This is a genomic window from Longispora urticae (genome assembly GCF_053902585.1).
The window spans coordinates 345,594-371,923 of record NZ_JAQZSH010000035.1 but is presented as its reverse complement, the minus strand read 5'-3'; the positions used below and the strand labels follow the sequence as shown (position 1 = coordinate 371,923).

Annotated in this window: 26 protein-coding genes and 1 pseudogene; 20 read left to right on the top strand and 7 right to left on the bottom strand. The window is 70.9% G+C overall.

Features of this window, described 5'->3' with window-relative positions; translation table 11 throughout:
• Positions 1-139 precede the first annotated feature (139 nt).
• Entirely contained in the window at positions 140-1,309 is a 1,170-nt protein-coding gene (mqnE, locus tag PT931_RS24365) for an aminofutalosine synthase MqnE (RefSeq protein ID WP_456248013.1), read from the top strand.
• Here the strand turns inward: mqnE and PT931_RS24360 are convergent.
• Together PT931_RS24360 and PT931_RS24355 are read right to left on the bottom strand one after the other, a co-directional pair.
• Entirely contained in the window at positions 1,306-2,109 is an 804-nt protein-coding gene (locus PT931_RS24360; protein ID WP_456248012.1) for an arylamine N-acetyltransferase family protein, read from the bottom strand. The genes mqnE and PT931_RS24360 overlap by 4 nt on opposite strands.
• A gap of 53 nt (positions 2,110-2,162) precedes the next feature.
• On the bottom strand, positions 2,163-2,708 hold the full coding sequence (locus PT931_RS24355; protein ID WP_456248011.1) for a hypothetical protein: 546 nt from the start codon (positions 2,706-2,708) through the stop codon (positions 2,163-2,165).
• Positions 2,709-2,773: 65 nt separating this feature from the next.
• Between PT931_RS24355 and PT931_RS24350 the strand changes: the two genes are divergently transcribed.
• The 3 genes from PT931_RS24350 to PT931_RS24340 are packed head-to-tail and all read left to right on the top strand — an operon-like array spanning position 2,774 to position 4,448.
• On the top strand, positions 2,774-3,730 hold the full coding sequence (locus tag PT931_RS24350) for an endonuclease/exonuclease/phosphatase family protein (protein ID WP_456248010.1): 957 nt from the start codon (positions 2,774-2,776) through the stop codon (positions 3,728-3,730).
• 3 nt (positions 3,731-3,733) lie between these two features.
• The gene (locus PT931_RS24345; RefSeq protein ID WP_363729624.1) at positions 3,734-4,156 is read left to right on the top strand and encodes a hypothetical protein; all 423 of its coding nucleotides are present in this window, start codon (positions 3,734-3,736) and stop codon (positions 4,154-4,156) included.
• A gap of 4 nt (positions 4,157-4,160) precedes the next feature.
• Positions 4,161-4,448 carry a DUF4229 domain-containing protein gene (locus tag PT931_RS24340; RefSeq protein ID WP_456248009.1) on the top strand — a complete coding sequence of 96 codons (288 nt, stop codon included), beginning with the start codon at positions 4,161-4,163 and terminating at the stop codon, positions 4,446-4,448.
• Here PT931_RS24340 and PT931_RS24335 read toward each other — a convergent pair.
• The 3 genes from PT931_RS24335 to PT931_RS24325 all read right to left on the bottom strand — a co-directional run bounded on the left by PT931_RS24335 (position 4,445) and on the right by PT931_RS24325 (position 8,560).
• Positions 4,445-5,680, bottom strand: a complete 1,236-nt coding sequence (locus PT931_RS24335; protein ID WP_456248008.1) for a metallophosphoesterase family protein — start codon at positions 5,678-5,680, stop codon at positions 4,445-4,447. The two genes, PT931_RS24340 and PT931_RS24335, sit on opposite strands and share 4 nt — an antisense overlap.
• Positions 5,681-5,762: 82 nt before the next feature.
• A complete protein-coding gene (locus tag PT931_RS24330) occupies positions 5,763-6,593 on the bottom strand; it encodes a DUF2510 domain-containing protein (RefSeq protein ID WP_456248007.1) in 831 nt (276 codons plus the stop codon).
• A complete protein-coding gene (locus PT931_RS24325) occupies positions 6,590-8,560 on the bottom strand; it encodes a HelD family protein (RefSeq protein ID WP_456248006.1) in 1,971 nt (656 codons plus the stop codon). Before PT931_RS24325 ends, PT931_RS24330 begins: the two co-directional genes overlap by 4 nt.
• A gap of 212 nt (positions 8,561-8,772) precedes the next feature.
• Between PT931_RS24325 and PT931_RS24320 the strand changes: the two genes are divergently transcribed.
• The 8 genes from PT931_RS24320 to PT931_RS24285 all read left to right on the top strand — a co-directional run bounded on the left by PT931_RS24320 (position 8,773) and on the right by PT931_RS24285 (position 16,240).
• Positions 8,773-9,618, top strand: coding sequence for a menaquinone biosynthetic enzyme MqnA/MqnD family protein (locus PT931_RS24320; RefSeq protein WP_363729613.1), 846 nt, complete (start codon positions 8,773-8,775; stop codon positions 9,616-9,618).
• A 232-nt stretch (positions 9,619-9,850) separates the two neighbouring features.
• A complete protein-coding gene (gene paaA / locus PT931_RS24315; protein WP_363729612.1) occupies positions 9,851-10,936 on the top strand; it encodes a 1,2-phenylacetyl-CoA epoxidase subunit PaaA in 1,086 nt (361 codons plus the stop codon).
• Positions 10,933-11,220, top strand: a complete 288-nt coding sequence (gene paaB / locus PT931_RS24310) for a 1,2-phenylacetyl-CoA epoxidase subunit PaaB (protein ID WP_363729609.1) — start codon at positions 10,933-10,935, stop codon at positions 11,218-11,220. Before paaA ends, paaB begins: the two co-directional genes overlap by 4 nt.
• A 35-nt stretch (positions 11,221-11,255) precedes the next feature.
• On the top strand, positions 11,256-11,918 hold the full coding sequence (paaC, locus tag PT931_RS24305) for a 1,2-phenylacetyl-CoA epoxidase subunit PaaC (RefSeq protein ID WP_456248202.1): 663 nt from the start codon (positions 11,256-11,258) through the stop codon (positions 11,916-11,918).
• A gap of 68 nt (positions 11,919-11,986) precedes the next feature.
• On the top strand, positions 11,987-12,451 hold the full coding sequence (gene paaD / locus PT931_RS24300; RefSeq protein ID WP_456248201.1) for a 1,2-phenylacetyl-CoA epoxidase subunit PaaD: 465 nt from the start codon (positions 11,987-11,989) through the stop codon (positions 12,449-12,451).
• Positions 12,452-12,453: 2 nt separating this feature from the next.
• Complete coding sequence (gene paaE, locus PT931_RS24295) at positions 12,454-13,533, top strand: 1,2-phenylacetyl-CoA epoxidase subunit PaaE (RefSeq protein WP_456248005.1); 1,080 nt, start codon at positions 12,454-12,456, stop codon at positions 13,531-13,533.
• 71 nt (positions 13,534-13,604) lie between these two features.
• Positions 13,605-14,771 (top strand): cyclic dehypoxanthinyl futalosine synthase, encoded by a 1,167-nt coding sequence (gene mqnC / locus PT931_RS24290; RefSeq protein WP_456248004.1) that lies wholly within the window; start codon positions 13,605-13,607, stop codon positions 14,769-14,771.
• Between the two features lie 131 nt (positions 14,772-14,902).
• Positions 14,903-16,240 (top strand): hypothetical protein, encoded by a 1,338-nt coding sequence (locus PT931_RS24285; protein ID WP_456248003.1) that lies wholly within the window; start codon positions 14,903-14,905, stop codon positions 16,238-16,240.
• A 63-nt stretch (positions 16,241-16,303) separates the two neighbouring features.
• Here the strand turns inward: PT931_RS24285 and PT931_RS24280 are convergent, their stop codons facing one another.
• A complete protein-coding gene (locus PT931_RS24280; protein ID WP_456248002.1) occupies positions 16,304-17,536 on the bottom strand; it encodes a hypothetical protein in 1,233 nt (410 codons plus the stop codon).
• A gap of 21 nt (positions 17,537-17,557) precedes the next feature.
• Positions 17,558-18,931, bottom strand: coding sequence for a hypothetical protein (locus PT931_RS24275; RefSeq protein WP_456248001.1), 1,374 nt, complete (start codon positions 18,929-18,931; stop codon positions 17,558-17,560).
• A 118-nt stretch (positions 18,932-19,049) separates the two neighbouring features.
• On the opposite strand from PT931_RS24275, the gene PT931_RS24270 reads away from it, so the two are divergent.
• The 8 genes and pseudogenes from PT931_RS24270 to nuoF all read left to right on the top strand — a co-directional run bounded on the left by PT931_RS24270 (position 19,050) and on the right by nuoF (position 26,329).
• On the top strand, positions 19,050-19,736 hold the full coding sequence (locus tag PT931_RS24270) for a demethylmenaquinone methyltransferase (protein ID WP_456248000.1): 687 nt from the start codon (positions 19,050-19,052) through the stop codon (positions 19,734-19,736).
• A gap of 185 nt (positions 19,737-19,921) precedes the next feature.
• Entirely contained in the window at positions 19,922-21,205 is a 1,284-nt protein-coding gene (locus PT931_RS24265) for a geranylgeranyl reductase family protein (protein WP_456247999.1), read from the top strand.
• Between the two features lie 61 nt (positions 21,206-21,266).
• Positions 21,267-21,632: an NADH-quinone oxidoreductase subunit A gene (locus PT931_RS24260; protein ID WP_197006597.1), complete on the top strand. Its 366-nt coding sequence runs from the start codon at positions 21,267-21,269 to the stop codon at positions 21,630-21,632.
• A gap of 1 nt (position 21,633) precedes the next feature.
• Positions 21,634-22,278: a NuoB/complex I 20 kDa subunit family protein gene (locus PT931_RS24255; RefSeq protein ID WP_363729593.1), complete on the top strand. Its 645-nt coding sequence runs from the start codon at positions 21,634-21,636 to the stop codon at positions 22,276-22,278.
• 73 nt (positions 22,279-22,351) lie between these two features.
• On the top strand, positions 22,352-23,020 hold the full coding sequence (locus tag PT931_RS24250) for an NADH-quinone oxidoreductase subunit C (protein ID WP_456247998.1): 669 nt from the start codon (positions 22,352-22,354) through the stop codon (positions 23,018-23,020).
• Entirely contained in the window at positions 23,017-24,339 is a 1,323-nt protein-coding gene (locus PT931_RS24245; protein ID WP_456247997.1) for an NADH-quinone oxidoreductase subunit D, read from the top strand. The genes PT931_RS24250 and PT931_RS24245 overlap by 4 nt, the downstream gene beginning before the upstream one ends.
• A pseudogene (gene nuoE / locus PT931_RS24240) lies at positions 24,339-25,016 on the top strand (NADH-quinone oxidoreductase subunit NuoE); the annotation flags it as partial. The gene PT931_RS24245 and the pseudogene nuoE, both read left to right, overlap by 1 nt.
• An 11-nt stretch (positions 25,017-25,027) precedes the next feature.
• Positions 25,028-26,329, top strand: coding sequence for an NADH-quinone oxidoreductase subunit NuoF (gene nuoF / locus PT931_RS24235; protein WP_456247996.1), 1,302 nt, complete (start codon positions 25,028-25,030; stop codon positions 26,327-26,329).
• Position 26,330 lies beyond the last annotated feature (1 nt).

The window sequence follows — 26,330 nt, the reverse complement described above, 5'->3', positions numbered from 1 at the left end:
CCCCTGTGTCGCCGAACACTGACCTCTGCCACAGTACGAAAGCCGCACTCGCGTTGCTACCCCAAAATCGGTCGGTAATCAGGCTGTGACCCATAGGGCAACGGAATCCCTGGTGAAGTCGCGACGTACTCTCGGGTACATGGACGCCGGACTGAAGCGCGAGCTCGAAGCAAAGGTCTACGCCGGGGAGCGACTGACCCGCGCAGACGGTGAGGCACTCTACGCGACGGACGACCTCGCCTGGCTGGGCCGGCTCGCGCACCACAAGCGCACCGAGCTCAACGGCGAGAACGTCATGTTCAACGTCAACCGGCACCTGAACCTGACGAACGTCTGCTCCGCCTCCTGCGCGTACTGCTCCTTCCAGCGCAAGCCGGGGGAGAAGGACGCGTACACGATGCGGGTCGAGGAGGCCGTCCGCCTCGCCAAGCAGATGGAGGACGAGCAGCTCACGGAGTTGCACATCGTCAACGGCCTGCACCCGACCCTGCCGTGGAAGTACTACCCGCGGGTCCTGCGCGAGCTGAAGGCCGCCCTGCCGAACGTGAAGCTCAAGGCGTTCACCGCGACCGAGGTGCAGTGGTTCGAGAAGATCTCCGGCCTGCCGGCCACCGAGATCCTCGACGAGCTGATGGACGCGGGCATGGAGTCGCTGACCGGCGGCGGCGCGGAGATCTTCGACTGGGAGGTCCGCCAGCACATCGTGGACCACGCCTGCCACTGGGAGGACTGGTCGCGGATCCACCGGCTCGCGCACGAGAAGGGCATGAAGACCCCGTCGACCATGCTCTACGGCCACATCGAGGAGCCCCGGCACCGGGTCGACCACGTGATGCGGCTGCGTGAGCTCCAGGACGAGACCGGCGGCTTCGCGGTGTTCATCCCGCTGCGCTACCAGCACGACTTCGTGGACTCCAAGGACGGCGTGATCCGCAACAAGCTCCAGGCCCGCACGACGATGGCGAGCCCGGCGGAGTCGCTGAAGACGTTCGCGGTGTCCCGGCTGATGTTCGACAACGTGCCGCACGTGAAGAACTTCTGGGTCATGCACGGCCTGTCGCTGGCCCAGCTGTCGCTGAACTTCGGCGCGGACGACCTGGACGGCTCGGTCGTGGAGTACAAGATCACGCACGACGCGGACCAGTACGGCACGCCGGACAAGATGACGCGGGACGACCTGCTGGAGCTGATCCGCGACGCCGGCTTCATCCCGGTCGAGCGCAACACCCGCTACGAGATCGTCAAGACGTACGAGCCCGGCCCGAAGCTGGCCGAGCGCCGGGCCGAGCCGCAGCAGGTCTGGGCCTAGGGACGTCCGGCGGCGACCCACGCCTCGTGCTGGGCCGCCGCCAGTTCCCACAACCCCTCTTCCTCGGGTACGCCGAGGCGGCGCACCACGTCCTCGAACCCGGCCCGGTCCAGCTCGACGGTCTCGTCGCCCCCCGCTGTCCGCACGATGTGGTTCCGGGCGCGCACGGTCTCGGTCCGGTCGGGGTACATCCGCTGCACGACGAACGTCCTGACGAACGGCGAGTCGGGCTCGCCGGACAGCCGGAGGTGCGCGGCGGTGAAGTCGGCGAGCTGCCGCGGGGCGGTGCGCAGTTCGAAGCCGGGCGGCGAGGTGCGGCCGTCGAGCCCGATCCACCAGTGTTCACCCTGGTCGGCCACCGTGAACGTGGCCGGGCCCTGGGTGTGGCCGCCCGGTTCCAGCGGTAGCGGTTCCAGGAAGCCGTCGCCGAGCCCCGCGTCCGCGATCCAGGTCCGGCCGTCGAGGTGTACGAGGAGCACCAGGTGGTTGCCCCACGCGGACTCGCCGGTGCGGGCCCGGTTCACGGCGGCCTCCGCGTACGTGACCGTGAAGCCGAGGGCCGTGAGCAGCGCGCCGAACAGGCCGTTGAGCTGGTAGCAGTAGCCGCCGCCGCCCCGGTGCACGATCTGGTGTTCCAGCGCCGCGAGGTCCAGGGCGGCGGTGGTGCCGAGCTGGATGGTCGCGTTCTCGTACGGCACCGCGAGGAGCTGGGCGCGGTGCACGGCGCGCAGGGTGTCGAGGGTGGGCGCGAGCTGCCCGTCGTAGCCGATCCGCCGCAGATAGCCGTCCACATCGATCATGGCCGCCACCCTATCCAGCGGATCACTCCACCGGCTGTCCGAAAAGGCCCGGGTCAGGGCGTGCTGGGCGCGGACTTCGAGGGGCGGCGGAGCCAGGCCAGTACCCCCAGGACGGCCGCCGCGAGCACGCACGCGCCGACCGCGGCCGACTTCAGGCTGGTCAGGACGTTGGTGATCGTCGCGACGGCGTCGAGGCGGTCGGGATAGCCGAGCAGCATGGTGACGATGCCGGCGTTCTCGGCGTAGTCGGCGAGGACGTAGAGGACCGGGAGGGCCAGGACCCAGCGGCCGACCCGGGCGCGCCGGGCCAGCGAAGCGAACGCGACCAGGCCGAACAGGACGGTCACGGCCGGCAGGAGCACGTCGCCGGTCAGGGAGAGGATCAGGTGCCAGCGCCGGCCGTCGGCCCCGTAGGCCGTGAGCAGGTCGTACGCGCCCTGCGGGGTGTAGCCCTCCGGGCGCGGGTCGGCGCCGTTGCGGCCCCCGGCGAAGTCGAGGATGCCCGCGCCGAACCGGTCGTGGAACCAGGTCGCGGCCCCGTTCATGATGACCAGGACGGCGAGGGCCACGCCGGCCGTGCGGGGAACGGTGAGCCTCACGGGTGTCCTTCCGGGGCGGTGGCGATCGGGTAGCAGGGTGCGCCGGCCTGGCTACTGTGTCAAGGATGAGAATCCTGTCGATCATGGCGTGGGTGGCCACCGCCGCGTGGGGCGTGTTCGCCGCGGTCCGGCTCGGTGGGCTCGAACACGGCTGGCCGCTGCGCCCGGCGATGGCGTACACGCCGTACATCGCGCTCGGGGTCCTCGTACCCGTCGGACTGGCTCTTGTCGCCCGGAACTGGCGCGCGTCGGCGGCGGCGCTGGTGGTGGCGGTGGCCCTGGGCTCGGCGGTGCTGCCCCGGTGGGTGCCGGGCGACGCGGGCAGCGCGGACGGCCCGAGGATCCGGGTGCTCAGCGCCAACCTGCTCGGCGGGGGCGCCGACATGGGGGTCCTGCGCCGGCTGATCGCCGAGCAGCGGGTGGACGTGCTCAGCGTGCAGGAACTCACCCACGAGGCCGACCGGCAGTTGGCGGCCCTGTTCCCGCACCGGGTCGCCCTGCCCGAGGACGGCGTCGCCGGCACCGGGCTGTACTCCCGGTACCCGCTCACCCGGCTGCCGCACCTGGAGCCGGTCAGCTCCTTCCGGATGCCGGCCGCCCGGCTCGACCTGCCCGGCGCCAGCGTCGAACTGCTCGCCGTGCACCCGATGGCCCCCAGTGAGCGGATCAACATGGCGCTCACCTACGCCGAGCTCAACCGGATCCCCCGGGCGACCCCGGGCGGGGCGGTCCGGGTGCTGGTCGGGGACTTCAACGCCACCCTCGACCACGTCGAGGTCCGGGAACTGCTCGACAGCGGGTACCGGGACGCCGCCGACGCCCTCGGACACGGCCTGACCTGGACCTGGCCCAACATCAAGCACCCCGCGACCACGGCGCTCGGCGTCTCGCTGCCGCCGGTGACCATCGACCACGTCCTCGTCGACGAGCGGGTGGCCGTCCGGGGGTTCGACGTCTACGACCTGCCCGGCTCCGACCACCGGCCGGTGCTGGCCGAGCTGACCCTGCCCCGTACCCTCTGAGGTGTGTCTGAGCGGGCGACGTTCCCGAAACGGGACGAAGATGGGCGGGTCACGGCGTACGCGGACATGTTCGCGGCGACGCTCGCCATGCTGCTCCTGTCCCTCGTCGTCGTCCTGCTGATCGACCTGGTCACCGTCGCGTTCGGGGCGGAGTTCGGCGGCTCCAGCGGCTGGTTGGCCATCGTGCTCCCGGCGTGGCTGTTCGTCGAGGAGTACCGGGCCTGGCGGGTGCCCGGCCGGATCGCGATCGCGGCGCTCGGCATCCTGTTCGGCGCGGTGGCTGGAATCGCCTCCTTCGACCTGGCCGGCTACCTGCCGCCGGTGTTCTCGGGCGGCGTCGGTGCGGCGGTGACCGCGCTGGTCTACGCCACGTTCTGGTTCTTTGGTATCCGGTGGCTCGCCCGGCGTACCGGTGATGGGGGTTAGTTCGATGAGTCCGTTCGTCAAGTACACGCTGGCCCGGCTGGGCATGTTCGCGGCCATCATGGTCGTGCTCCTGCTGCTGCCGATCCCGGTGTCCCTCGTCGTCAAGGTGATGATCGCGCTCCTGATCTCCCTGGTGCTGTCGTTCTTCCTGCTCAAGAAGATGCGGGACGAGATGAGCGACTACATCGCGGGCAGTGTCGAGCGCCGCAAGGCCGAGAAGGACAAGCTCCGCGCGGCGCTGGCCGGCGAGGACGAGGACGCCCCGCCGGCCGACGGGCCGAAGACGGTCTAGCAGCGCACGCTGCCGGTTCCGGGCACGCCCCCGGGATCGGCGACCACCTGGCCGGCCGGGTCCCGGTACGCCCAGTCCAGCCGGTCCCCGCGCGCCTGCACGTAGAGCGCGCCGGGCTGGTCGCTGGCCTGCCACACCCCGTGCCGGGGCATCGGGTCGTCGTGCGGGATGTGCCCGCCGCTGCCCGCGATGAGCTGGACGAGGTGGCCGCCGGGCCGCAGGTCCCCGGTCAGTGGCTCGTACTCCTCCATGTCGTGCTGGTGCCCGTTGAGGACCAGGTCACCGCCGTTGTCGGCGAGCAGCGCCCACAGGTCGGACATCTTCTCGTGCGGGATGGGGCCCATCAGGGGCCGGTGCCAGGTGGCGATCACGCACTTCTCGGGGCTGTCCCGCAGCACCTGCTCGGCCCACTCGTACTGCGGACTGCGCGGCCCGCAGCCGCCGGCGACCCCGCACTCGGAGTTGAGGATCAGGAACCGGACGCCGCGCCAGGTGAACGTCTCGTAGTCGGGCCGGCCGTGCCAGTAGTCCCGCCACGCGTCGAGGTGGTGCGCCTCGTGGTTGCCGAGGGTGGGCTTGGTGAACGCGGCGAGCCGGCCCCAGTCCCTGCCGCCGGCAGGGTCGTCGAGGCTGGACCGGCCGTAGTTGTAGTCCCACTCGGCGGCGGTACCCGTCTCGTAGACGTCGCCGAGGAAGAGCAGCAGGCCGGCCCGCGAGTCGAGGACGGACTGGGCCACCGCCGCGCTGGCCCGGGTGCCGTCCCCGCCGTCGCCGACCGCCGCGATCAGCGGGTCGCCGTCGAACTGCCGGGGCGCGAACCTCTGCTGCCAGTCGTCCGGGGCGCCGGCGCGCGGCGGGTTGTCGATGGTCAGCGGGAGCAGGACGGCCTCGCCGAGTTCGGCGCTGTGCGGTTTGACGGAGACGCCGAGCCGGCCGGGGCCGTTCGGGAACCGGTCGGTGGGCCAGACGAAGGTCCACGGCGGCTGGAAGTCGAACAGCAGGTCGTCGCTCTCCCAGGTGAAGACCAGGTCGTAGGGGGTCTTGCCCTCGATGGTGGCGGTGACCGGCACGTCCCCGGTCAGGGTGTCCGACGGGACCGAGATGCAGACCGTCACCCCGCCGGACTCCCCGCACGCGCGGGGGGCGGGACCGGCGGCCGCGACAGTGGCGACGGCCGTGGTGAGCAGGAGGGCGCCGACGACGAGGCCGCGGCGGAAAATAGTCGCTTTCACGACTCTTATAACGAGTTGCCCGGCTGATCATGACGGCCGGTCGCGGGCCCGGCCCGGCGCCTCCACGGCGCGCCCCGACCCGTCAGGGGGCCTCGGGCGCCGCCCCCCGGATCCGGTCCCCGATCGAGGCCGCGACCCAGCGCAGCCCGTTCGTCGCGTACTTGAACCCGTGCATGACCAGCCACAACAGCGCCACCACGCCCCAGATGGCCCAGAACACCAGGCTCCGCACCAGCCCCAGCACCACGGCGACCGTGGAGTGCGTCGTGCGCCGGCCCTGCCCGGTGCTCGCCAGGTGCTTGACGAAGCCCCACAGCCGGTCGACGGCCCCGGTCAGCGCCGTCACCACCCGATCGGCGACGAGCAGCGGCAACGACAGCCAGGTCAGCGTGGCCAGCGGCCCGGCCGGTTCGTCGGCGCGGGACGGCTGCTGGTGCGGGGCGGCCCGGGCCAGGGCGCGCCGGGCCGCCGGGATCGCCAGGATCGACCAGGTGCCCGCCCAGAACGCCCACACCGTCCACCCGGGCCAGTCGGCGAACCGGCGGACCGCCCAGGCGAAGGGCAACAGGCAGACCAACGCGACGGGTACCAGCAGGAGGAAGGCCCCCACCAGCGCGAACACGTTCCCGGTGCCCCGGGCGGCCGGTTCCTCCGGGGTCGGCTCCGGCCGGGGCCGGGGCACGGCCTGCGGGGGAGGCGGCGGCGGATCCATCGTGTCCACCCGCGGGGCCGGCGACACCGGCACCGGCAACGCCTCGGTGGCCTCCGGGGTGGTCGGGCCCGGGTCGAGGAAGTCGAGCGGCGGGAGGTCCTCGGAGGAGATGGGACGGCTGCGGTCGGTCCAGCCGCCGTCCCAATAGCGCATGGCCGGCTCGCCATCCGGATCGACATACCAACCGGGCGCCCTGGTCATGCCCCTGAGAGTACCGCCGGGAGGGGCTGGGAGTGCAGTACGTCCAGGCGGGAGACCGCGCGGGTGAGCACCACGTACAGCCGGTGCAGACCGCGCGGCTCGGCGGCCACGATGGCGGCCGGCTCGGGCACGATCACGTGGTCGTACTCCAAGCCCTTCGCGAGCGTCGCCGGCATCACCGTGATTCGCTCGTCCTCCTCGGGGCCGCCGACGGTCAGCCCGGCGCTCTCCAACGCCGCCACCAGCCCGGGCACCGCCGCGTCGGCCGCGATCACGCCCACCGAACCCTCGTGCCCCAGCGCGGCCAGCACCGCCCGCACGGTCTCCGCCACCACGTCGGGTGTCGCGGTGACCGACAACGAACCGTCCCTGCGCATGGAGACCCCGGCCGGCACGTTGACGTCGAGGGCCGGGAGCAGCCGGTTCGCCAGCTCGATGATGGCCTCCGGCACCCGGAAGCCGGTGGTCAGCGGCACCACGGCCGTACCCGGCTTGCCCAGGTGTCCGAGGCTGTCGGCCCAGTCCGCCGCCGCCCACGGCGCGGTGCCCTGGGCCAGGTCGCCGAGCACGGTGAGCGACGCGTGCTCGCTGCGCCGCGCGATCACCCGGCACTGCATCGGGGACAGGTCCTGGGCCTCGTCGAGGACGACGTGCCCGTAGCTGGCCTCGCGGTCGAGCAGTCCGGCGGCCTCGTCCAGCAGCACCAGGTCCGCCGCCGACCACTTCGCGGACTTCGGGCTCTTCGGCGGCTTCGCCCAGCGCAGCGCCTCGAAGCCCTCCGGCGGGTCGGTGAGCAGTTCGCAGACCAGGCTCTCCGGGGTCACGGCCGGCCAGCAGGCCTCCAGGACGGCCTTGACCTGGGAATGCTTGCCCATCGCGCGCTGCCAGGACTCCGACGGCGACTCGCCCGAGCGGGCCTCGGCCTGGCGGAGCAGGAGGTTGACGATCCGGGCCCGGAGCCGCTCCCGGCCGATACCGTAGGGCAGGTTCGCCCTCCTGACCTCCGCGACCGCCGCGCGCAGGTCGTCCGGCGACAGCCGCCACCGCCACGCCCCGTCGGAGATCATCAGCCCCTCGGTGGGCTTGGCCACCTTCGTCCACAGCAGCCGGCCCAGCACGTCGGCCATCGCCGCGGAGTGCTTGAGCACGGCGGCCTCCAGCGGGTCGGTGGCCCGGACCGGATGCCGCGCGATCAGGTCGTCGATCGTGTACTGGTCCACCTCCACCTCGCCCAACGCCGGCAGCACGGCCGCGATGTAGCCGAGGAACGCCCGGTTCGGGCCGATGATCAGGACGCCGGCGCGCTTGAGGCGCTCGCGGTGCGCGTAGAGCAGGTAGGCGGCCCGGTGCAGGCCCACGGCCGTCTTCCCCGTGCCCGGGGCGCCCTGCACGCACACCGACTCGCCCAGCTCGGCCCGGACCAGGACGTCCTGCTCCGGCTGGATGGTGGCCACGATGTCGCGCATCGGCCCGACGCGGGGCCGTTCGATCTCGGCGGTGAGCAGGGCGCTCTTCGTACCCAGCTCCTCGCCCCGGGAGATGTGCTCGTCCTCGAAGCTGGTCAGCTCGCCCTTGACGAACCCGAACCGGCGGCGCTGGTCCACGCCCATCGGGTCGGCGACGCTGGCCTGGTAGAAGGCGGTGCACAGCGGGGCGCGCCAGTCGAGCACCAGCGGTTCGCCGCCGGCCTTGTCCACGACGTGCCGGCGGCCGATGTGCCAGCTCTCGGCGCCGGGCCGGTCCGGGAGCCGCATGTCCAACCGCCCGAAGAACAGCGGGGTACTCGGGTCGACGGCCAGTTGCTTCATCCGGTCCCGCATGGCGCGGCCCAGGGTCTCCGCCGAGTAGGCGTCGCCGGCCACGGTCGCGCCGGTGGTGTGGAGTTCGTCGGCGGTCCGCAGCATCCGCTCCAGCGCGGCGCGGGACCTGGTGAGGTGTTCCTGTTCGGCGAGCAGCTCTTCCTGCACGGGGGACGTCCTTTGCAGCGTCGGGGGTGATCTCCCACTGCCCTTGGCCCCGGAGGGCCCGGCTTCGACGGGCGCACGAACGTGCCAGCCTACCCGCGTCGGGGCAGGTCGGCGCGGGGTTTTCCCGCAGGCCCGCGACACGCGGGTGGTCCCGCGCACCCCCACGGCTGCGTGACGCCCGTCACGATCACCGCAGGCGTAGCTTGGACGACATGAGTCCGAGCAGGCCCCGGGTCGGCCACATCCAGTTCCTGAACTGTCTGCCGATCTACTGGGGCCTCGGCCGCACCGGCGCGCTGCTCGACGTCGAACTGCACAAGGACAGCCCCGACCAGCTCAACGAGCGCCTGGTCGACGGCCGGCTCGACATCGGCCCGATCAGCCTGGTGGAGTACCTGCGCGCGGCCGACGACCTGCTCCTCCTCCCGGACCTCGCGGTCGGCAGCGACGGCCCCGTGCTCTCGGTCAACATCGTGTCGAAGAAGCCGCTCGCGGAGCTGGACGGCGCCCGGGTCGCGCTCGGCTCGACCAGCAGGACCGGGGTGCTCCTGGCCCAGCTGCTGCTCGCCGGCCGGTACGGGGTGACCCCGACCTACACCCGCACCGCCCCCGACCTGGACGCGATGCTCGCCGACGCCGAGGCGGCCGTCGTGATCGGCGACGTCGCGCTGCGCGCCCTGTACGAGGCGCCGTCGCAGGGCCTGCACGTCACCGACCTGGGCCAGGCGTGGCGGGACTGGACCGGGCTGCCGATGGTCTTCGCCGTCTGGGCGGTCCGGCGCGACTTCGCCGAGGCGCACCCGGGCCTGGTCAAGGACGTGCACGAGGCGTTCCTGCGGTCCCGGGACCTGTGCCTGTCCGAGCTGGACGAGGTGGCCGAGTCGGCGGCCCGCTGGGAGCCGTTCGACGCCGCGACCCTCGCCGGCTACTTCCGGGCGCTGGACTTCTCGCTGGGCGCGCGGCAGGTCGCGGGGCTGCGGGAGTTCGCGGCCCGGGCGGCGGCGCACGGGGCGGCCCCGGCGCTCCCGGCCGACGGCCCGCTGTTCGTCTTCGACTGACAAACCCCTTCGACGGGTACCGAGGCCCGCTCCCGCTGTCGGGGGCGGGCCTCTCCGCGTGCGCGCGCCGGGCCGGCCGCCCGGGCTGTGCCCGACCGGGCCTGTCGCGCGTTCCGGTCCCGGCGTGCCCGGTCGGGTCGGAGTCGGACATCGAGCGCGATAACGCCAACCCCATGGGCCAACTCTGTTACAGGACTTGGTCGAGTGGGTTGGTGGGTGTAACACTTGTGGGGTGTATGGCAACGACTTCTCCGAGCCCCCCGAGCAGCCGGGCGCGCGCAGCCTGCTCGACCAGGTGGCCGACGCGGAACGTGACCTCCAGCTCGCGGCCCAGCAGGACCGGCCGACGGGCTCCGAGGACGACTACTTCATGGCGGTCATCGCCGCCGACCAGAAGATCGAGCCCCGGGACTGGATGCCGGAGAAGTACCGGAAGAATCTGATCCGGCAGATCGCCCAGCACGCGCACTCCGAGATCATCGGCATGCAGCCCGAGGGCAACTGGATCTCCCGGGCCCCCACGCTCAAGCGCAAGGCCATCCTGCTCGCCAAAGTGCAGGACGAGGCCGGCCACGGGCTGTATCTCTACGCTGCGGCCGAGACCCTCGGCATCGACCGCGCCGAGATGTCGGACATGCTGATCGACGGCCGGCAGAAGTACAGCTCGATCTTCAACTACCCCACCCTGACCTGGGCGGACGTCGGCGCGATCGGCTGGCTGGTCGACGGCGCGGCCATCGTCAACCAGGTCCCGCTGTGCCGCGCCTCCTACGGGCCGTACGCGCGGGCGATGATCCGGGTGTGCAAGGAGGAGTCCTTCCACCAGCGCCAGGGGTACGAGATCCTGCACGTCCTCAGCCACGGCACCGCCGAGCAGAAGGCGATGGCCCAGGACGCGGTCGACCGCTGGTGGTATCCGTCGCTGGCCATGTTCGGCCCGCCCGAGGGCGAGTCGCCCAACACGGCGCAGTCGATGGCCTGGAAGGTGAAGCGGTTCACCAACGACGAGCTGCGCCAGCGGTTCGTGGACATGTGCGTCGGCCAGGCCGAGATCCTGGGCCTGACCCTGCCGGACCCGGGCCTGGTGTGGAACGAGGCCGAGGGCCGGCACGACTACACCCAGCCCGACTACGACGAGCTGTTCCGGGTGATCAAGGGCAATGGCCCGTGCAACCGGGAACGGATCGCGCACCGGAAGGCCGCCCACGAGGGTGGCCAGTGGGTCCGCGACGCCGCGGAGGCGTACGCGCGCAAGCAGCAGGCCAAGAAGGAGCAGCTCGCCATGGCGGGCGCAGCGACGACAGGAGTCCCCGCGTGAGCACGACAGACTGGCCCCTGTGGGAGGTCTTCGTCCGGCCCCGGCGCGGGCTGGCGCACACCCACGTCGGCAGCCTGCACGCGCCCGACGCCGAGTTGGCGCTGCGTAACGCGCGGGACCTGTACACCCGGCGGCAGGAGGGCGTGTCCCTCTGGGTGGTGCCCGCCGTCGCGATCACGGCGAGCAGCCCGGACGAGAAGGACGCGTTCTTCGAGCCGGCCGCCGACAAGGTGTACCGGCACCCGACCTTCTACGACGTCCCCGAAGGCGTGGCCCACCTGTGAGCGCGCACCCGGACCTCAGCCACGCCGACGACCCGGTGACCCGGGGCGTCGGCAGCGACCTCAACCTCGGCGACGACGCGCTGATCGCGGCGCAGCGGCTCGCGGAGTGGACCTCCCGGGGCCCCGAGCTGGAGGAGGACGTGGCCCTGGCCAACATCGCCCTCGACCTGCTCGGCCAGGCCCGGATGTTCCTGTCCCGGACGGGCCACGAGGACGAACTCGCCTTCCTGCGTACCGACCGGCAGTTCACGAACGTCCAACTCGTGGAGCTGCCGAACGGGGACTTCGCGCACGCGATCGTCCGGCTGCTGTTCTTCTCGGCGTACCAGCGCGAGCTGTACACGGCCATGCGGGGCGACGAGATCGCGGACAAGGCGATCAAGGAGGTCGCGTACCACGTCGACCACGCCCGGCTGTGGACGCTGCGGCTCGGCGACGGTACGGACGAGTCGCACGCGCGGGCCCAGGCGGCGGTGGACGAGCTGTGGCCGTACACCCATGAGCTGTTCGAGGGTAATGATCTCCGGTCCGGCTGGCTGGCGGTGGTCGAGCCGATCCTGGCCGAGGCGACCCTGACCCGGCCCGAGGACGGCTGGGCGCCCACCGGCGGCCGGCAGGGCCTGCACACCACGCACCTGAGCTACCTGCTCGCGGAGATGCAGGTGCTGCACCGCGCGCACCCGGGGGCGACCTGGTGAACGCCGTCCACGCGGAGCCGGTGACCGTGCCCGGGGCGTCCCGGGCCGGGGAGCAGCGCGCGGCCGAGCTGGCCGAGCTGCGGGCCGCCGTCGCCGCCGTCCCCGACCCGGAGATCCCGACCGTCACGATCGACGACCTGGGCATCCTGCGGGACGTCGAGGTCGTCGGCGACCGCGTGGTCGTGACCATCACCCCGACCTACTCGGGCTGCCCCGCGATGGACGCCATCCGCACGGACATCCGCCGCGCGCTGCCCGGCCGCGACGTCGAGGTCCGCACCGTGCTGGCCCCCGCCTGGACCACGGACTGGATCACGGAGTCCGGCCAGGAGAAGCTCCGCCAGGCCCGGATCGCGCCCCCGTCGGGCGTGGCTCGCGTCGGCACCACCCTGACCCTGAGCATCTCCGTCCGCTGCCCGAACTGCGGCTCCCCGGACACCCGGGAACTGAGCCGGTTCGGCTCGACGGCCTGCAAGTCCCTGTGGAGCTGCCGGGAGTGCGGCGACCCCTTCGACCACTTTAAGGCGATATAGAAGTGACCGTCACCCTGAGCAAGCCGGCCCGGCGCCGTCCGGTGTTCCACCCGCTGACCGTCCAGGCCGTGGACCAGCTCACCGAGGACGCGGTGGCGGTCTCCTTCCTGGTACCCGAGGACCTGCGCGCCACCTACGCCTTCCGCCCCGGCCAGCACCTCACCGTGCGGCTGCTGTCCGGCGGCGAGGACATCCGGCGCAGCTACTCGATCTGCTCCACCCCCGCCGAGCTGGCCAGCGACGGGGTGCTCCGGGTCGGCGTGAAGCAGGTGCCCGGCGGCGCGTTCTCCACCTACGCCAACGGGGCGCTCGACGCCGGCCACACCGTCGAGGTCATGCCGCCGATCGGGCACTTCACGACGGAGTTCGCGGCCGGGCGCGCGCGCCGGTACGTGGCGGTCGTCGCCGGATCCGGGATCACCCCGGTGCTGTCGTTGCTGGCCACGGGCCTGGCCGCCGAGCCGGACAGCGAGTGGACGGTGCTGTTCGGCAACCGGTACGCGCGGTCGGTCATGTTCCTGGAGGAGCTGGCGGACCTCAAGGACCGGTACCCGAGCCGGGTGCAGCTCGTGCACGTGCTGTCCCGCGAGCCCCAGGACGCCGAGCTGCTGTCGGGGCGGATCGACGCCGAACGGCTGCCCCGGCTCCTGGAGGCCTTCGCGCCCGAGGCGGACGAGTACTTCCTGTGCGGCCCGTACGGCATGGTCGTCGCGGCCCAGACGCTGCTGGACGGCTCCCTCGTACACTCCGAGCTGTTCTACGCCGACGACGCCCCCGCGACGACGCCCACGGAGGCCGACGCCCACGAGGCCGACGTCACGATCCTGCTCGACGGCCGGGCGACCAGCTTCGGCATGCGCCGCGACGAGAAGGTGCTGGACGCGGCCCTGAAGGTCCGCTCCGAACTGCCCTACGCCTGCAAGGGCGGGGTGTGCTCCACCTGCAAGGCGAAGGTCGTCGAGGGCGAGGTCCGGATGGCCCGCAACTACGCCCTGGAGCCCGACGAGGTCGCCGCCGGCTTCGTCCTGACCTGCCAGTCGTCGCCGGTCACCGACCGGGTGGTCGTCGACTACGACGCGTGACGCTGTGACGTGGCAGCCGGGTGCCCAAGGTGCCCGGCTCCGCGCACCGACCGAGAGGTAACCTCGGGGACATGAGCGTGGAGATCAGCAAGATTCTGCAGCGAGCAGCTGACGGGGGCCGGATCAGCCCGGAGGAGGCGCTGCTGCTCTACACGGAGGCGCCGTTCCACGCGCTGGGCGAGGCGGCGGACACGGTGCGCCGGCGGCGGTACCCGGAAGGGATCGTCACCTACCTCATCGACCGCAACATCAACTACACGAACGTCTGCGTCACCGCGTGCAAGTTCTGCGCGTTCTACCGCGCGCCCAAGCACGCCGAGGGCTGGACGCACGACACCGCCGAGATCCTCCGGCGCTGCGCCGAGGCCGTCGAGCTGGGCGCCACCCAGGTCATGCTCCAGGGCGGCCACCACCCCGACTACGGCGTGGAGTACTACGAGGAGCTGTTCGGCGCGGTCTCCACGGCGTACCCGGACCTGGTGATCCACTCGATCGGCCCGTCCGAGGTCCTGCACATGGCCAAGGTGTCCGGCGTCAGCCTGGAGGAGGCCATCCGGCGGATCCACGCGGCCGGGCTCGCCTCCATCGCGGGCGCCGGGGCCGAGATGCTCCCCGACCGGCCGCGCAAGGCCATCGCACCGCTCAAGGAGTCCGGCGCGCGCTGGCTCGAGGTGATGGGCATCGCGCACCGGCAGGGCATCGAGTCCACGGCCACCATGATGATGGGTACCGGCGAGACGAACGCCGAGCGCATCGAGCACATGACCATGATCCGGGACCTGCAGGACGAGACCGGCGGCTTCCGCTCCTTCATCCCGTGGACGTACCAGCCGGAGAACAACCACCTCAAGGGCCGCACCCAGGCGACGACCCTGGAATACCTGCGCCTGATCGCGGTCGCCCGGCTGTTCTTCGACAACATCAACCACCTGCAGGCCTCGTGGCTGACGACGGGCAAGGACGCCGGCCAGCTGTCCCTGCACATGGGTGTCGACGACCTCGGCAGCATCATGCTCGAGGAGAACGTGATCTCCTCGGCGGGCGCGAAGCACCGGTCCAACCTGCACGACCTGGTGTGGATGATCCGGACCGCCGACCGGATCCCGGCCCAGCGCGACACGCTCTACCGGCACCTGAACGTGCACTGGACCCCCGCCGACGACCCGACCGACGAGCGCGTGACGTCGCACTTCTCCTCGATCACCAACGTCGACCGGCAGCTGACGGTCCTCCAGTAACACTTACGCAACGGTTTGCGAGCCCCCGCCGGTCGTTTGACCGGCGGGGGTTCTTTTGCCCGGTAGTAACGGGGAGTGGCGGCCTGTATGGTCCCTCGAAGTTCCATCCATCACTCACCCTCGGTGGATCCATGAAGCGTTTCCTCGCAGGCGCGGCTCTCACGACGCTCGCAGCCAGCACCCTCACTCTCGGCCTCGGCACCGCGGCGCACGCCAAGGTCACTCCGGCCGATCTCGCCGTGGACATCAAGGCCCGCCAGATCGCGGTCGACTCCAACGGCAAGACCTTCTTCGTGGAGGTACAGAACAAGGGCGGCTCGACCGCGACCCACACCAAGGTCGTGTTCGACATGTCCAAGCTCGGCCCGAACGTCGTCGCGGACCTCCCCGGCTGGCCGTGCACCGGTGACCGCACCGCGTACGTCTGCGACCTCGGCGAGCTGGAGCCCGGCTACCTCGACAGCACCCTGGGCGTGAACCTCCGCCCGGTCAGCCCCGACGCGCCCCTCGGCCGCGCCGGCAAGCTCACGGTGTCGATCAGCTCGGACTACCGCGAGGACGTGGCCCACAAGGGCGACAACTCCACCACGTACAGCGTGGACCTGATGGCCTCGTCCATCGACTACGGCGTCCTCGTCGGCAACGTCGGCGGCCTGGCCCCGGGCGTCCCGAGCGACCTGTGGATCGCCGTGGACAACAACGGCACCCAGACCGGCGCGGGCCTGTCCCTGGCGCTGACCCTCCCCGAGCACGTCGTGTTCAGCGAGGAGGTGCGCGGCTGCTCGTACACGAACAAGCGGTCGGCCGTGTGCGCCTGGTCGACGTACATCGACTCCGACGGCACCGAGCAGCCGATCGTCCTGGCGCCCGGCGCGAGCTTCGACACCCTGGCCCTCGGCCTGCGGGTCCAGGCGACCGCCGACGCCACCCCGAACACCAACCTGGGCGCGGCCGTCGTGCAGGTCGGCCCGTACGGCGACTTCCAGCCCGAGGCCGGCACCGCCCGGGGCGCCGTGGTGAAGCAGGCCAAGGTCGCCGCCAAGCAGGTCGACGGGGACAAGGTCGACAACTCGGCCCGGTTCACGCTGACCACCGGCACGCCGTACTCGGACCTGGCGCTGTCCGGAGCCACCGTCACGGGCAAGGTCGGCGAGGTCGTCGACTACAAGGTCACGGTCACGAACAACGGCGCGTGGGCCAGCCCCAAGACCTCGAAGATCATCGTCACCGCTCCGGAGGGCACGAAGTTCGCCACCCCGCCGAAGCCGTGCCACACGATCATCAGCAAGGTCAGCTACGAGTGCACCCTGCCGACGCTGGTCGGCGGCGAGAGCTACGACCTGGCGCTGTCGCTGCGGTTCTCGCAGGAGGTGGCCGGGGTGAGCAGCACCAACACGGTCACCGGCACCCTGCCGGACCCGGTCGACGGCAACAACAGCGCGATCGTGACCGCCACGGCCACGAAGTAACACCCGCACCGACGCGAAGGGCCCCGGGATGTTCCCGGGGCCCTTCGCGTCGCAGTGGGCCGGTCATGCGGCGAGGCGCTGGTCCGCGAAGGTCAGGGTGGAGCGTTCATCCAGGTGGGGACGGATGGCGGCCAGCAGCCTGGTGGCCTGCTCGGGGCGGTCCAGCTCGATCAGCGCCAGCACCTCGGCCAGGCGCGCCCGGGCCCGGATCCTCCGGTTCGGTGCGTGTCGCGCGGCGGCCCGCGCGAGCGCCACCGCCGCGCTCGGATCGCCGTCGACGAGGGCCCAGACGGCGGCCATCGTCTTCGCGTTGGCCACCGGGAGGTGGGCGACCATCTCCGGAAGGGCGGTCCGGGCCCGGGTGACCAGGTCCGTCGGGACCGCTTTCCCGCAGGCCAGAGCCTCCCCGACGCCGTAGCACAGCATCGCGTTCAAGCCGAAGTCCCCAGCACTTTCCGGGTACCGATCCATGTGTTCCGCCATGGCCACCGCCGTCGCGAGGGCGTTCCCGTCGTAGGCCGAGCGCTGCACACTGAGGAAGCTCGCGACCTGGGGCTCGGGGGCCAGGGCGAGCAGTTGGTCGATGATCTGCTGGATCTGACGGGCCCGCTCCCCGGTCTGGTAGCGCAGCCACAGCAGACCCTCGGCCGAGTTCCGGTGGTCCGGCTGGAGGAAGGGATGCTGCCGTCTCAACCCCGCCCGGAAGTACCACGCGTTCACCACCGGGCGGTCGACGACGGAGGGCCAACCGATGGTCAGCCAGTGCAGCACCACCACGCACACGCCGATCGTCGACACCGACCAGCTCCGGTGCGCGTCCGGCAGGGGCGGCACGGGCGGCTCCGCCCACGGGGCCCAGATGTCCGGTACCTCCGGAGGTTCCGGCGCTGTGGCCACGGCCGCCACGCCCAACACCGTGAAGACGAGCACCGGCACCGCGTACGGGAGCCAGTTCCGCCAGCGGCTCCCCGACGCGGGGAGGATCCAGCCGAGACTCAGTGCGACCGGCCACCGGCACAACGTGAGCAGCACCGGACCGATCCAGAAGTCGCGGGACCTCCCCATTCCCACGACCAGCCGGTAGGGCCGGATCCAGCTGACGAGAAGGCCCAGCATCTGGGCGGCGACGTAGACGAGGTGCGCCGCGACGAGGAGGGCCGCGACCCGGCCGGCCTCAGCCCAGGTCGGCAGCTGGGGCACGCCTTCCAGGCAGTACCGGGTCACGAAGTAGTAGATCGCGGTGCCGACCAGGGCGGTCAGGACACGGGCGTTGAGCGCGGAGTGGCGGTGTGGCACCCCGCGAGGCTAAGGGTTCGGCTAGAGCTTGGCGAGGGTGCCCGTCGCGACCTGGGTGGCGAGGCCCCGGAGCTGCTCGATCTCGGGGGCCGTCCAGTCCTTGTCCTCGCGGTTGGCGACCAGCACGAAGCTGAGCAGCACGTTGTCGTCGAGGACGTGCACGGTCACAGTGACGGTTTTGCCGGCCGGGACGGTGACCATGCCCGCCTGGGACCCCACCGTGGTCAGCAGCGTGGTCGACGGCTCGGTGAGCTTCGCGCCGTACGCGGTGACGGCCTCGGCGCCGCTCGGGAAGTACGTGGCCGTGCCGGCCAGGCTGCCGCTCCGGTGCTGCGGCGGCTTCGGCGGCGTACCGGCCGGCGGCTTGAACTCCAGGGACGCCGTGCAGGTCAGGCCGGTGGGCGCGCCCGCGCCCACCGTCGGGTACAGCCCCTTGACCGGGGCCGTGTCGAGCTTCGTGCACAGCTCGGTGACCGGCTTGTGCCTCACGGCCGTCGGGGTGGGAGACGGGGCCGGCGGCAGGGTCTGCGCGACCGGCTGGGCCGGCGTCGGCTTCCGGGCGTCCTTCTCCTCCGGGATCATCACGTTGAGCACGAGCAGCCCGGCGACGATCAGCGCGATGACGCCGACCGCGCCCGCGAGGACCCGGCGGACGGTGAGCGGCTTGACGGCCCCGATGATCGGCAGGATCATCGTCGGGCTCTCGTCGGGCTTGGGGAGCGGGGGCTGCGCGGGGGGCAGGGGCGCGGGTGCCCCGGTACCCCCGAGTGGTGTTCCGCTCTGGTCGGAGCCGGGAGAGCCGGCGCTGCCGAAACCGGCCGCACCGCCGGGGGGCGGGCCACCGAAGCCGCCCGGAGCCGAACCGCCGAAGGCTGACGCGCCGCCCGGGTCCTGCGCCCCACCCGGGGCGGATCCGCCGAAGCCCGACGTCGCCGGGGCCGCCCCGCCGAACGTGCCGGCCCCGCCGAACGAGGACCCGCCACTACTGAACGAGGCCCCGCCGGGCACGTGCCCACTGGCCGCGCCGCCGGGCACATCCCCGCCGAACGCCCCACCGGGCAACGCGGAGTAACCGGCCGGCGCGGGCTGGACGGGCCCGGGGATGCCCGCGTCGGCGGAGGACAGCGACTCGCCGCCCCCGATCACGGGGTAGCTCCGCGCGGGGGTGTCCGGCACGGGCCGCACCGACGCGCTGGCCGAGATCTGCCGCATGTCCGGCGGTAGCTCGGAACTCTGGCCGTGGATGCCCTGGCCGGGCCGCACGGACCGGCGGACGGGCCTGGCCTGGTCCGTCGCGGACAGGTCCGCGAGGGTGGCCGGCCGGGCGTTGTGCAGCGTCGACAGCTCCTCCGGCGTTTCCGCGCCGGAGGCGGGGTCATGCGCTGACTGGGTCACGGTCCGTCACACTCCTTCAACCATTCCCCCGCATACCGGGTCGCCGCACGCGGCTTTAGCAGCCATTGTTGACCATCGGCGAGTCAGCGCTGCAGGCGGCACACGTAGAGTGCAGGGCGTGACGCGAGCTTCGCTGGACAAGCAGCCGCACGAGGTAGCCGAGATGTTCGACGGCGTGGCCCGGCGGTATGACCTGACCAATACCGTACTGTCCTTCGGCCAGGATCGGGCCTGGCGACGGGCAACCCGACAGGCACTTGACCTGAAACCGGGCGAGCGGTGCCTCGACCTGGGCGCGGGAACGGGTGTGTCGACTGAGGAACTCGCCCGAAGCGGTGCCTATGTGGTCGGCGCGGACATCTCAGTCGGAATGCTCCGCGAGGGCCGGAACCGGGGCGTTCCCCTGCTGGCCGGCGACGCGCTGGCCCTTCCGTTCGCGGACGGCAGCTTCGACGCGGTGACGATCTCCTACGCGATCCGCAACGTGCACGACCCCGACGCGGCGCTGCGGGAGATGGCCCGGGTGACGAAGCCGGGCGGGCGGCTCGTGGTGTGCGAGTTCAGCCGGCCGACGAACCCCGTGTTCCGGACCGTGTACCTGGAGTACCTGATGAAGGCTCTTCCGGCGGTCGCGAGCCGGGTCAGCAGCAACCCGGACGCCTACGTCTACCTCGCCGAGTCGATCCGGGCCTGGCCGAGCCAGGCGGAGTGGGCGGAACGCATCGGTGTCAATGGGTGGAAAAACGTCGCCTGGCGGAACATGACCGGCGGCATCTCGGCGTTGCACCGGGCCACTCGGGCCTGAAACCCCGCGCGATGCCCCTCAAATAAGGTACAAAAGGCACAAGCCGCCGTCAGTGGAGTTAGGCTCGCCTAACCCGCCGGGGGGATGGCGGCGGCCTTAGACTGCACGCGATAGGGCTCGTGAAAGTCTTCACAAACTCGGCTGGACCGGGAAAACGTGGAGCGCGCACAGGAGAGGCCAGGGTCGTGACAGTGCCGCATGCCAGCGATTCCGCTGCTGAAGCGGACGTCATCGTTGTTGGAGCCGGCCCCGGAGGTTCGGCCGCCGCCCACCACCTCGCCGCGCACGGCGCGAACGTGCTCCTCCTGGAGAAGACCGAGTTCCCCCGTGAGAAGGTCTGCGGCGACGGCCTGACCCCGCGCGCGGTCAAGCAGCTGATCCGGATGGGCGTCGACATCGAGGCCCCGGGCTGGCTGAAGAACAAGGGCCTGCGGGTGATCGGCGGCGGCATGCGCCTCGAACTCGACTGGCCCGACCTGGAGAGCTTCCCCAACTACGGCCTGACCCGGACCCGGATGGACTTCGACGACATCCTGGCGAAGCGGGCGGTCGAGGCCGGCGCGCGGCTGATCACCAACACGAACGTGCAGGGCCCGATCCTGGACGCGGCCGGCCGGGTGATCGGTGTGAAGGCGACCGGTCCGGGCAAGGAGCCGAAGGAGTACCGCGCGCCGATCGTCATCGCCGCCGACGGGGTCTCCGGCCGGTTCCCGCTGTCGATGGGGCTCACCAAGCGTGAGGACCGCCCGATCGGGGTGGCCGTCCGGCGGTACTACAAGTCCGAGCTCAAGCACGACGACGAGTACCTGGAGTCGTGGCTGGAACTCCGCAGCAAGGAGGGCGGCGACAAGCTGCTCCCCGGCTACGGCTGGATCTTCGGCATGGGCGACGGCCGGGTCAACGTCGGCCTGGGCGTGCTGAACAGCAGCTCGGCGTTCGGCAAGACGGACTACCGGCAGATGCTCACCGACTGGCTCGACAACACTCCCGAGGAGTGGGGCCTGCGCGAGGAGAACGCCGACGGCAAGATCCTGGGCGCGGCGCTGCCCATGGGCTTCAACCGGGTGCCGCACTACACCCGGGGCGTGATGCTCGTCGGTGACTCCGGCGGCATGGTGAACCCCTTCAACGGCGAGGGCATCGCGTACGCGATGGAGTCGGGCGTGCTGGCCGCGGAGATCGCGGTGCAGGCGCTGGCCCGGGGCACCACCCCCGAGCGCGAGCGGGCGCTGCGGCTGTACCCGCAGGAGCTCAAGCTGCGCTACGGCGGCTACTACCGGCTCGGCGGAGTGTTCGTGAAGATGATCGGCAACCCGCAGATCATGAAGATCGCCACGAGGCACGGTATGCCGCACCCGACGTTGATGAAGTTCGTCCTCAAGCTGCTCGCGAACCTGACCGACCCGCGCGGCGGCGACGCGATGGACAAGATCATCAACGGGCTGACCAGGATCGCCCCCGCTGTCTAGCGGGTCAAACGTACACATTAGGGTTATCAGGTTTCTGGACGGAGAGGAAGGCGGATAGCGTATGTCGCTCTCCCCATACATACCCATCGTGGGGTTGATCGCCCTCGCGTTCGGTTTCGCGCTCTTCTCCGTCGCGTCTGCGCCGATGACCGGCCCACGCCGGTACAACCGCGCGAAGCTCGACGCCTACGAGTGCGGCATCGAGCCCACCCCGCAGGGTGCCGGCGGTGGCAAGTTCCCGGTCAAGTTCTACCTGACCGCGATGCTGTTCATCGTCTTCGACATCGAGATCATCTTCCTGTACCCGTGGGCCGTGTCCTTCAACGCGCTCGGCCTCTTCGGGTTCGTCGAGATGGTTCTGTTCATCGGCACGGTCTTCGTCGCGTACGCCTACGTGTGGCGTCGCGGCGGGCTGGATTGGGACTGACATGGGCATCGAAGAGAAGCTTCCGGCAGGGGTCCTCCTGACCTCGGTCGAGAAGCTGGTCAACTGGACCCGCAAGTCGAGCTTCTGGCCGGCGACGTTCGGGCTCGCCTGTTGCGCCATCGAGATGATGGCGTCGGGCGGCGCCCGGTACGACCTCGGCCGGTTCGGCATGGAGGTCTTCCGGGCCAGCCCCCGCCAGGCGGACCTGATGATCGTCGCGGGCCGGGTGAGCCAGAAGATGGCCCCGGTCCTTCGCCAGATCTACGACCAGATGCCGGAGCCCCGCTGGGTGCTCTCCATGGGCGTCTGCGCCTCCAGCGGCGGCATGTTCAACAACTACGCGATCGTGCAGGGCGTCGACCACATCGTGCCGGTCGACATGTACCTGCCGGGCTGCCCCCCGCGCCCCGAGATGCTGATGGACGCGATCCTCAAGCTGCACGAGAAGGTCATGCACGAGCCGCTCGGCGAGAAGCGCCGCCAGATCCTGGCCGCGCAGCCGGCCCCGATCGTCAAGGTCGGGTCGATGCCGTCGAGCTACCGGTTCAACAAGGCCAAGAAGAAGCAGTGGACCGAGGCCGTGGCCGCCGGGACCGAGGAGCAGCTCCGCATCGAGAACTGGATGAAGGAGAGGGCCGGGCTGTGAGCGAGCGATCAGCGAGCGAACCGGGAACTCAGGGGACGCGTGCGCACCTCCTTGACCAGAGTGGGGTGAACGCGTGAGCGAGCGCGAGCTTGGCACTTCCACGGTCGCCAAGGGGGCCTTCGGGGTCACCGGCACCGGCGACGTCTCCGGCTACGGCGGCCTCGTCCGCCGCCGCCCGGTCACCATCGCCACGGAGAAGCCCTACGGCGGGTACTTCGACGAGGTCACCGACGCGCTCGAAGAGGCCTTCCCCGAGTTCCACGACGCCATCGAGATGGTCGTCGTGGACCGGGGCGAGCTGACCCTGCACGTCAAGGCCGACCGGATCCTCGACGTCGCCCGGATCCTGCGCGACGACGCCTCGCTGCGGTACGAGATGTGCTCCTCGGTGTCCGGGGTGGACTACCTCGACGCCGCGGACGACCCGCGCCGGCTGCACGTGGTCTACCACCTGACCTCGATGACGTACCGGCGCCGGATCCGGCTCGAAGCCGCCGTCACGGCCGAGAACGCGAAGCTGCCGAGCGTCACGTCGATCTACCCGACCGCCGACTGGCAGGAGCGGGAGACGTTCGACATGTTCGGCATCGACTTCGAGGGCCACCCGGGTCTGACCCGGATCCTGATGCCGGACGACTGGGAGGGCCACCCCCAGCGCAAGGACTACCCGCTCGGCGGCGTGCCGGTCGAGTACAAGGGCGCGGAAATTCCTCCGCCGGACCAGCGGAGGGCGTACAAGTGACCGACACCTACGCAGACGCACGGGAGACCACCGAGGGGCGGGTCTTCACCGTCACCGGTGGCGACTGGGACGCCGTCCTCGGTGGCGACGACCCGATCCACGACGAGAAGATCGTCGTCAACATGGGCCCGCAGCACCCGTCGACGCACGGCGTGCTCCGGCTCGTCCTCGAACTCGAGGGTGAGACGGTCACCGACGCGCGCACGGTCGTGGGCTACCTGCACACCGGCATCGAGAAGAACCTCGAGTACCGGACCTGGACCCAGGGCACCACGTTCGTCACCCGGATGGACTACCTGGCCCCGATCTTCAACGAAACGGGCTACTGCCTGGCCGTGGAGAAGCTGCTCGGCATCGAGGAGCAGATCCCGGACCGGGTGAACGTGATCCGGATCCTGATGATGGAGCTCAACCGGATCTCCTCGCACCTGGTCTGGCTGGCGACGACGGGCATGGAGCTCGGCGCGCTGTCCATGATGATCTACGGGTTCCGCGAGCGCGAGTACATCCTGGACATCTTCGAGCTGTGCTCCGGGCTGCGGATGAACATGGCGTACGTCCGGCCGGGCGGCGTCGCCCAGGACGTGCCGGACGAGGCGATCGCGAAGATCAAAGAGTTCCTCGGCTGGATGCCGGCCCGGATCAACATGTACGAGGACCTGCTCTCCGGCAGCCCGATCTGGCAGTCGCGCACCCAGGGCGTCGCGTACCTCGACGCGGCCGGGTGCGTCGCGCTCGGCATCACCGGCCCGGTGCTCCGCAGCGCCGGCCTCGCGTGGGACCTGCGCAAGACGATGCCGTACTCCGGCTACGAGAACTACGACTTCGAGGTCCCGACCCACCCGGACGGCGACGTCTGGGCCCGGTACCAGGTCCGGCTCGGCGAGATGCGCGAGTCGCTGAAGATCATCCAGCAGGCGCTCGACCGCCTGGAGCCCGGCCCGATCATGGTCGCGGACAAGAAGATCGCCTGGCCCGCGCAGCTCGCGATGGGCGGCGACGGCCTGGGCAACTCCCTGGAGCACGTCGCGAACATCATGGGCCAGTCCATGGAGTCCCTGATCCACCACTTCAAGCTCGTCACCGAGGGCTTCCGGGTCCCCGCCGGGCAGGTGTTCACCGAGATCGAGGCCCCGCGCGGCACGCTCGGGGTGCACGCGGTGTCCAGTGGTGGCACCCGGCCGTACCGGGTGCACTTCCGGGAGCCGAGCTTCATCAACCTGCAGGCGATCCCGGCCATGGCCGAGGGCGGACTGCTGGCAGACGTAATCGCAGGCGGGGCCTCACTGGACCCCGTGATGGGTGGGTGTGACCGCTAATGGCTTTCTCCGAAGAGACCTTCGTCCGGGCGAAGGAGATCATCGCCCGGTACCCGGAGGGGCACTCCCGGTCGGCTCTCCTGCCGCTGCTGCACCTGGTGCAGGCCGAGGACGGCTACATCACGCCCGAGGGGATCGGCTTCTGCGCCGACCAGCTCGGGATCACCAAGGCGCAGGTCAACGCCGTGGCGACGTTCTACACGATGTACAAGCGCAAGCCCACGGGCGACTGGCTGGTCAGCGTGTGCACGAACACCATGTGCGACCGGATGGGCGGCCAGAAGGCCTACGAGGCGCTGAGCGAGTACCTGGGTGTCGGGCACGAGGAGACCACCTCCGACGGCAAGATCACCCTGGAGCACGCCGAGTGCCTGGCCGCGTGCGACTACGCGCCGGTCATGACGGTCAACTACGACTTCTTCGACGGTACCCAGGCCGCTGACGCCCTGGAGATCGTCAAGCAGCTCCAGAGCGGCGAGGTCCCGGTACCCTCCCGGGCGCCGCGGCTCTGCTCGTTCCGCGAGATCCAGCTGCAGCTGGCCGGCTTCCCCGACGAGCGGCCCGGCGCGGTCGCCGAGGGCGTGGCGGGCGACCCCACCCTGGCCGGCGCGAGGCTCGCGGCGGACAACGGCGTCGCGGTGCCCGGGTTCGACCCGAACACCCCGATCGCGCGTAAGGAGGCAAAGGCATGAGCGGGCCCATCCACAAGCTCACCCCCGTGCTGACCAAGCGCTGGCTGTCGCCGGACGCCTGGAAGCTCGCCACCTACGAGCGCCTCGACGGCTACGCGGCCCTGCGCAAGGCGCTCAAGGCCGAGCCCGACGACCTGATCCAGCTCGTCAAGGACTCCGGTCTGCGCGGCCGGGGCGGCGCGGGCTTCCCCACCGGCATGAAGTGGGGCTTCATCCCGCAGGGTGACGGCAAGCCGCACTACCTCGTGGTCAACGCCGACGAGGGCGAGCCGGGCACCTGCAAGGACCTGCCGCTCATGTCGCACGACCCGCACTCGCTGATCGAGGGCGTCATCATCTCCTCGTACGCGATCCGGGCCAACTTCGCCGCCATCTACATCCGGGGCGAGGCCGTGCAGGCGGCGCGTCGGCTGCGGGCGGCCGTGCAGGAGGCGTACACCCGGGGCTACCTGGGGCGGAACATCCTCGGCTCGGGCTACAACCTGGACCTGGTGATCCACTCCGGCGCGGGCGCGTACATCTGCGGCGAGGAGACGGCGCTGCTCGACTCCCTCGAGGGCTTCCGCGGCCAGCCCCGGCTGCGCCCGCCGTTCCCGGCGACCCACGGCCTCTACTCGAAGCCCACGGTCATCAACAACGTCGGCACCATCGCCAGCGTGCCCTACATCGTCCTGGGCGGCGCGGACTGGTGGAAGTCGATGGGTACGGAGAAGTCCTCCGGCCCGATGATCTACTCGCTCTCCGGCCGGGTGAAGAACCCGGGCCAGTACGAGTGCGGCATGGGCATCACCCTCCGCGAGCTCATCGAGCTGGCCGGCGGCATGCAGGACGGCCACCAGCTGCGGTTCTGGACCCCGGGCGGTTCCTCGACCCCGCTGCTCACCGCCGACCACCTGGACATGCCGCTGGACTTCGAGGGCGTGGGCGCGCAGGGCTCGATGCTCGGCACCACGGCCACCCAGCTGTTCAGCCAGCAGGACTGCCCCGTGTACGCGACGTACCGGTGGATCAAGTTCTACGCCCACGAGTCGTGCGGCAAGTGCACGCCGTGCCGCGAGGGCAACTACTGGATGATCCAGATCCTGCACCGCATTCTGGCCGGTCAGGGCGTCAAGAAGGACCTCGACACCCTGCTCGACGCGTGTGACAACCTGCTCGGCCGGTCGTTCTGCGGCCTGGGCGACGGCGCGACCAGCTCGGTCACCTCGTCCATCAAGTGGTTCGAGCAGGACTACCTCGACTACATCGAGGGTCGCAAGGCCCCGATGTTGAAGCCCGAACTCGTAGGGGCGCACTGAT

Excerpts from the sequence above, each read along its gene's own strand:
- PT931_RS24350 (WP_456248010.1), top strand. The coding sequence starts at position 2,774 with ATGAGAATCCTGTCGATCATGGCGTGGGTGGCCACCGCCGCGTGGGGC.
- PT931_RS24330 (WP_456248007.1), bottom strand. The coding sequence starts at position 6,593 with ATGACCAGGGCGCCCGGTTGGTATGTCGATCCGGATGGCGAGCCGGCC.
- PT931_RS24360 (WP_456248012.1), bottom strand. The coding sequence starts at position 2,109 with ATGATCGATGTGGACGGCTATCTGCGGCGGATCGGCTACGACGGGCAG.
- PT931_RS24340 (WP_456248009.1), top strand. The coding sequence starts at position 4,161 with ATGAGTCCGTTCGTCAAGTACACGCTGGCCCGGCTGGGCATGTTCGCG.
- PT931_RS24320 (WP_363729613.1), top strand. The coding sequence starts at position 8,773 with ATGAGTCCGAGCAGGCCCCGGGTCGGCCACATCCAGTTCCTGAACTGT.
- mqnC (WP_456248004.1), top strand. The coding sequence starts at position 13,605 with ATGAGCGTGGAGATCAGCAAGATTCTGCAGCGAGCAGCTGACGGGGGC.
- mqnE (WP_456248013.1), top strand. The coding sequence starts at position 140 with ATGGACGCCGGACTGAAGCGCGAGCTCGAAGCAAAGGTCTACGCCGGG.
- nuoF (WP_456247996.1), top strand. The coding sequence starts at position 25,028 with ATGAGCGGGCCCATCCACAAGCTCACCCCCGTGCTGACCAAGCGCTGG.
- PT931_RS24260 (WP_197006597.1), top strand. The coding sequence starts at position 21,267 with ATGTCGCTCTCCCCATACATACCCATCGTGGGGTTGATCGCCCTCGCG.
- PT931_RS24285 (WP_456248003.1), top strand. The coding sequence starts at position 14,903 with ATGAAGCGTTTCCTCGCAGGCGCGGCTCTCACGACGCTCGCAGCCAGC.
- PT931_RS24255 (WP_363729593.1), top strand. The coding sequence starts at position 21,634 with ATGGGCATCGAAGAGAAGCTTCCGGCAGGGGTCCTCCTGACCTCGGTC.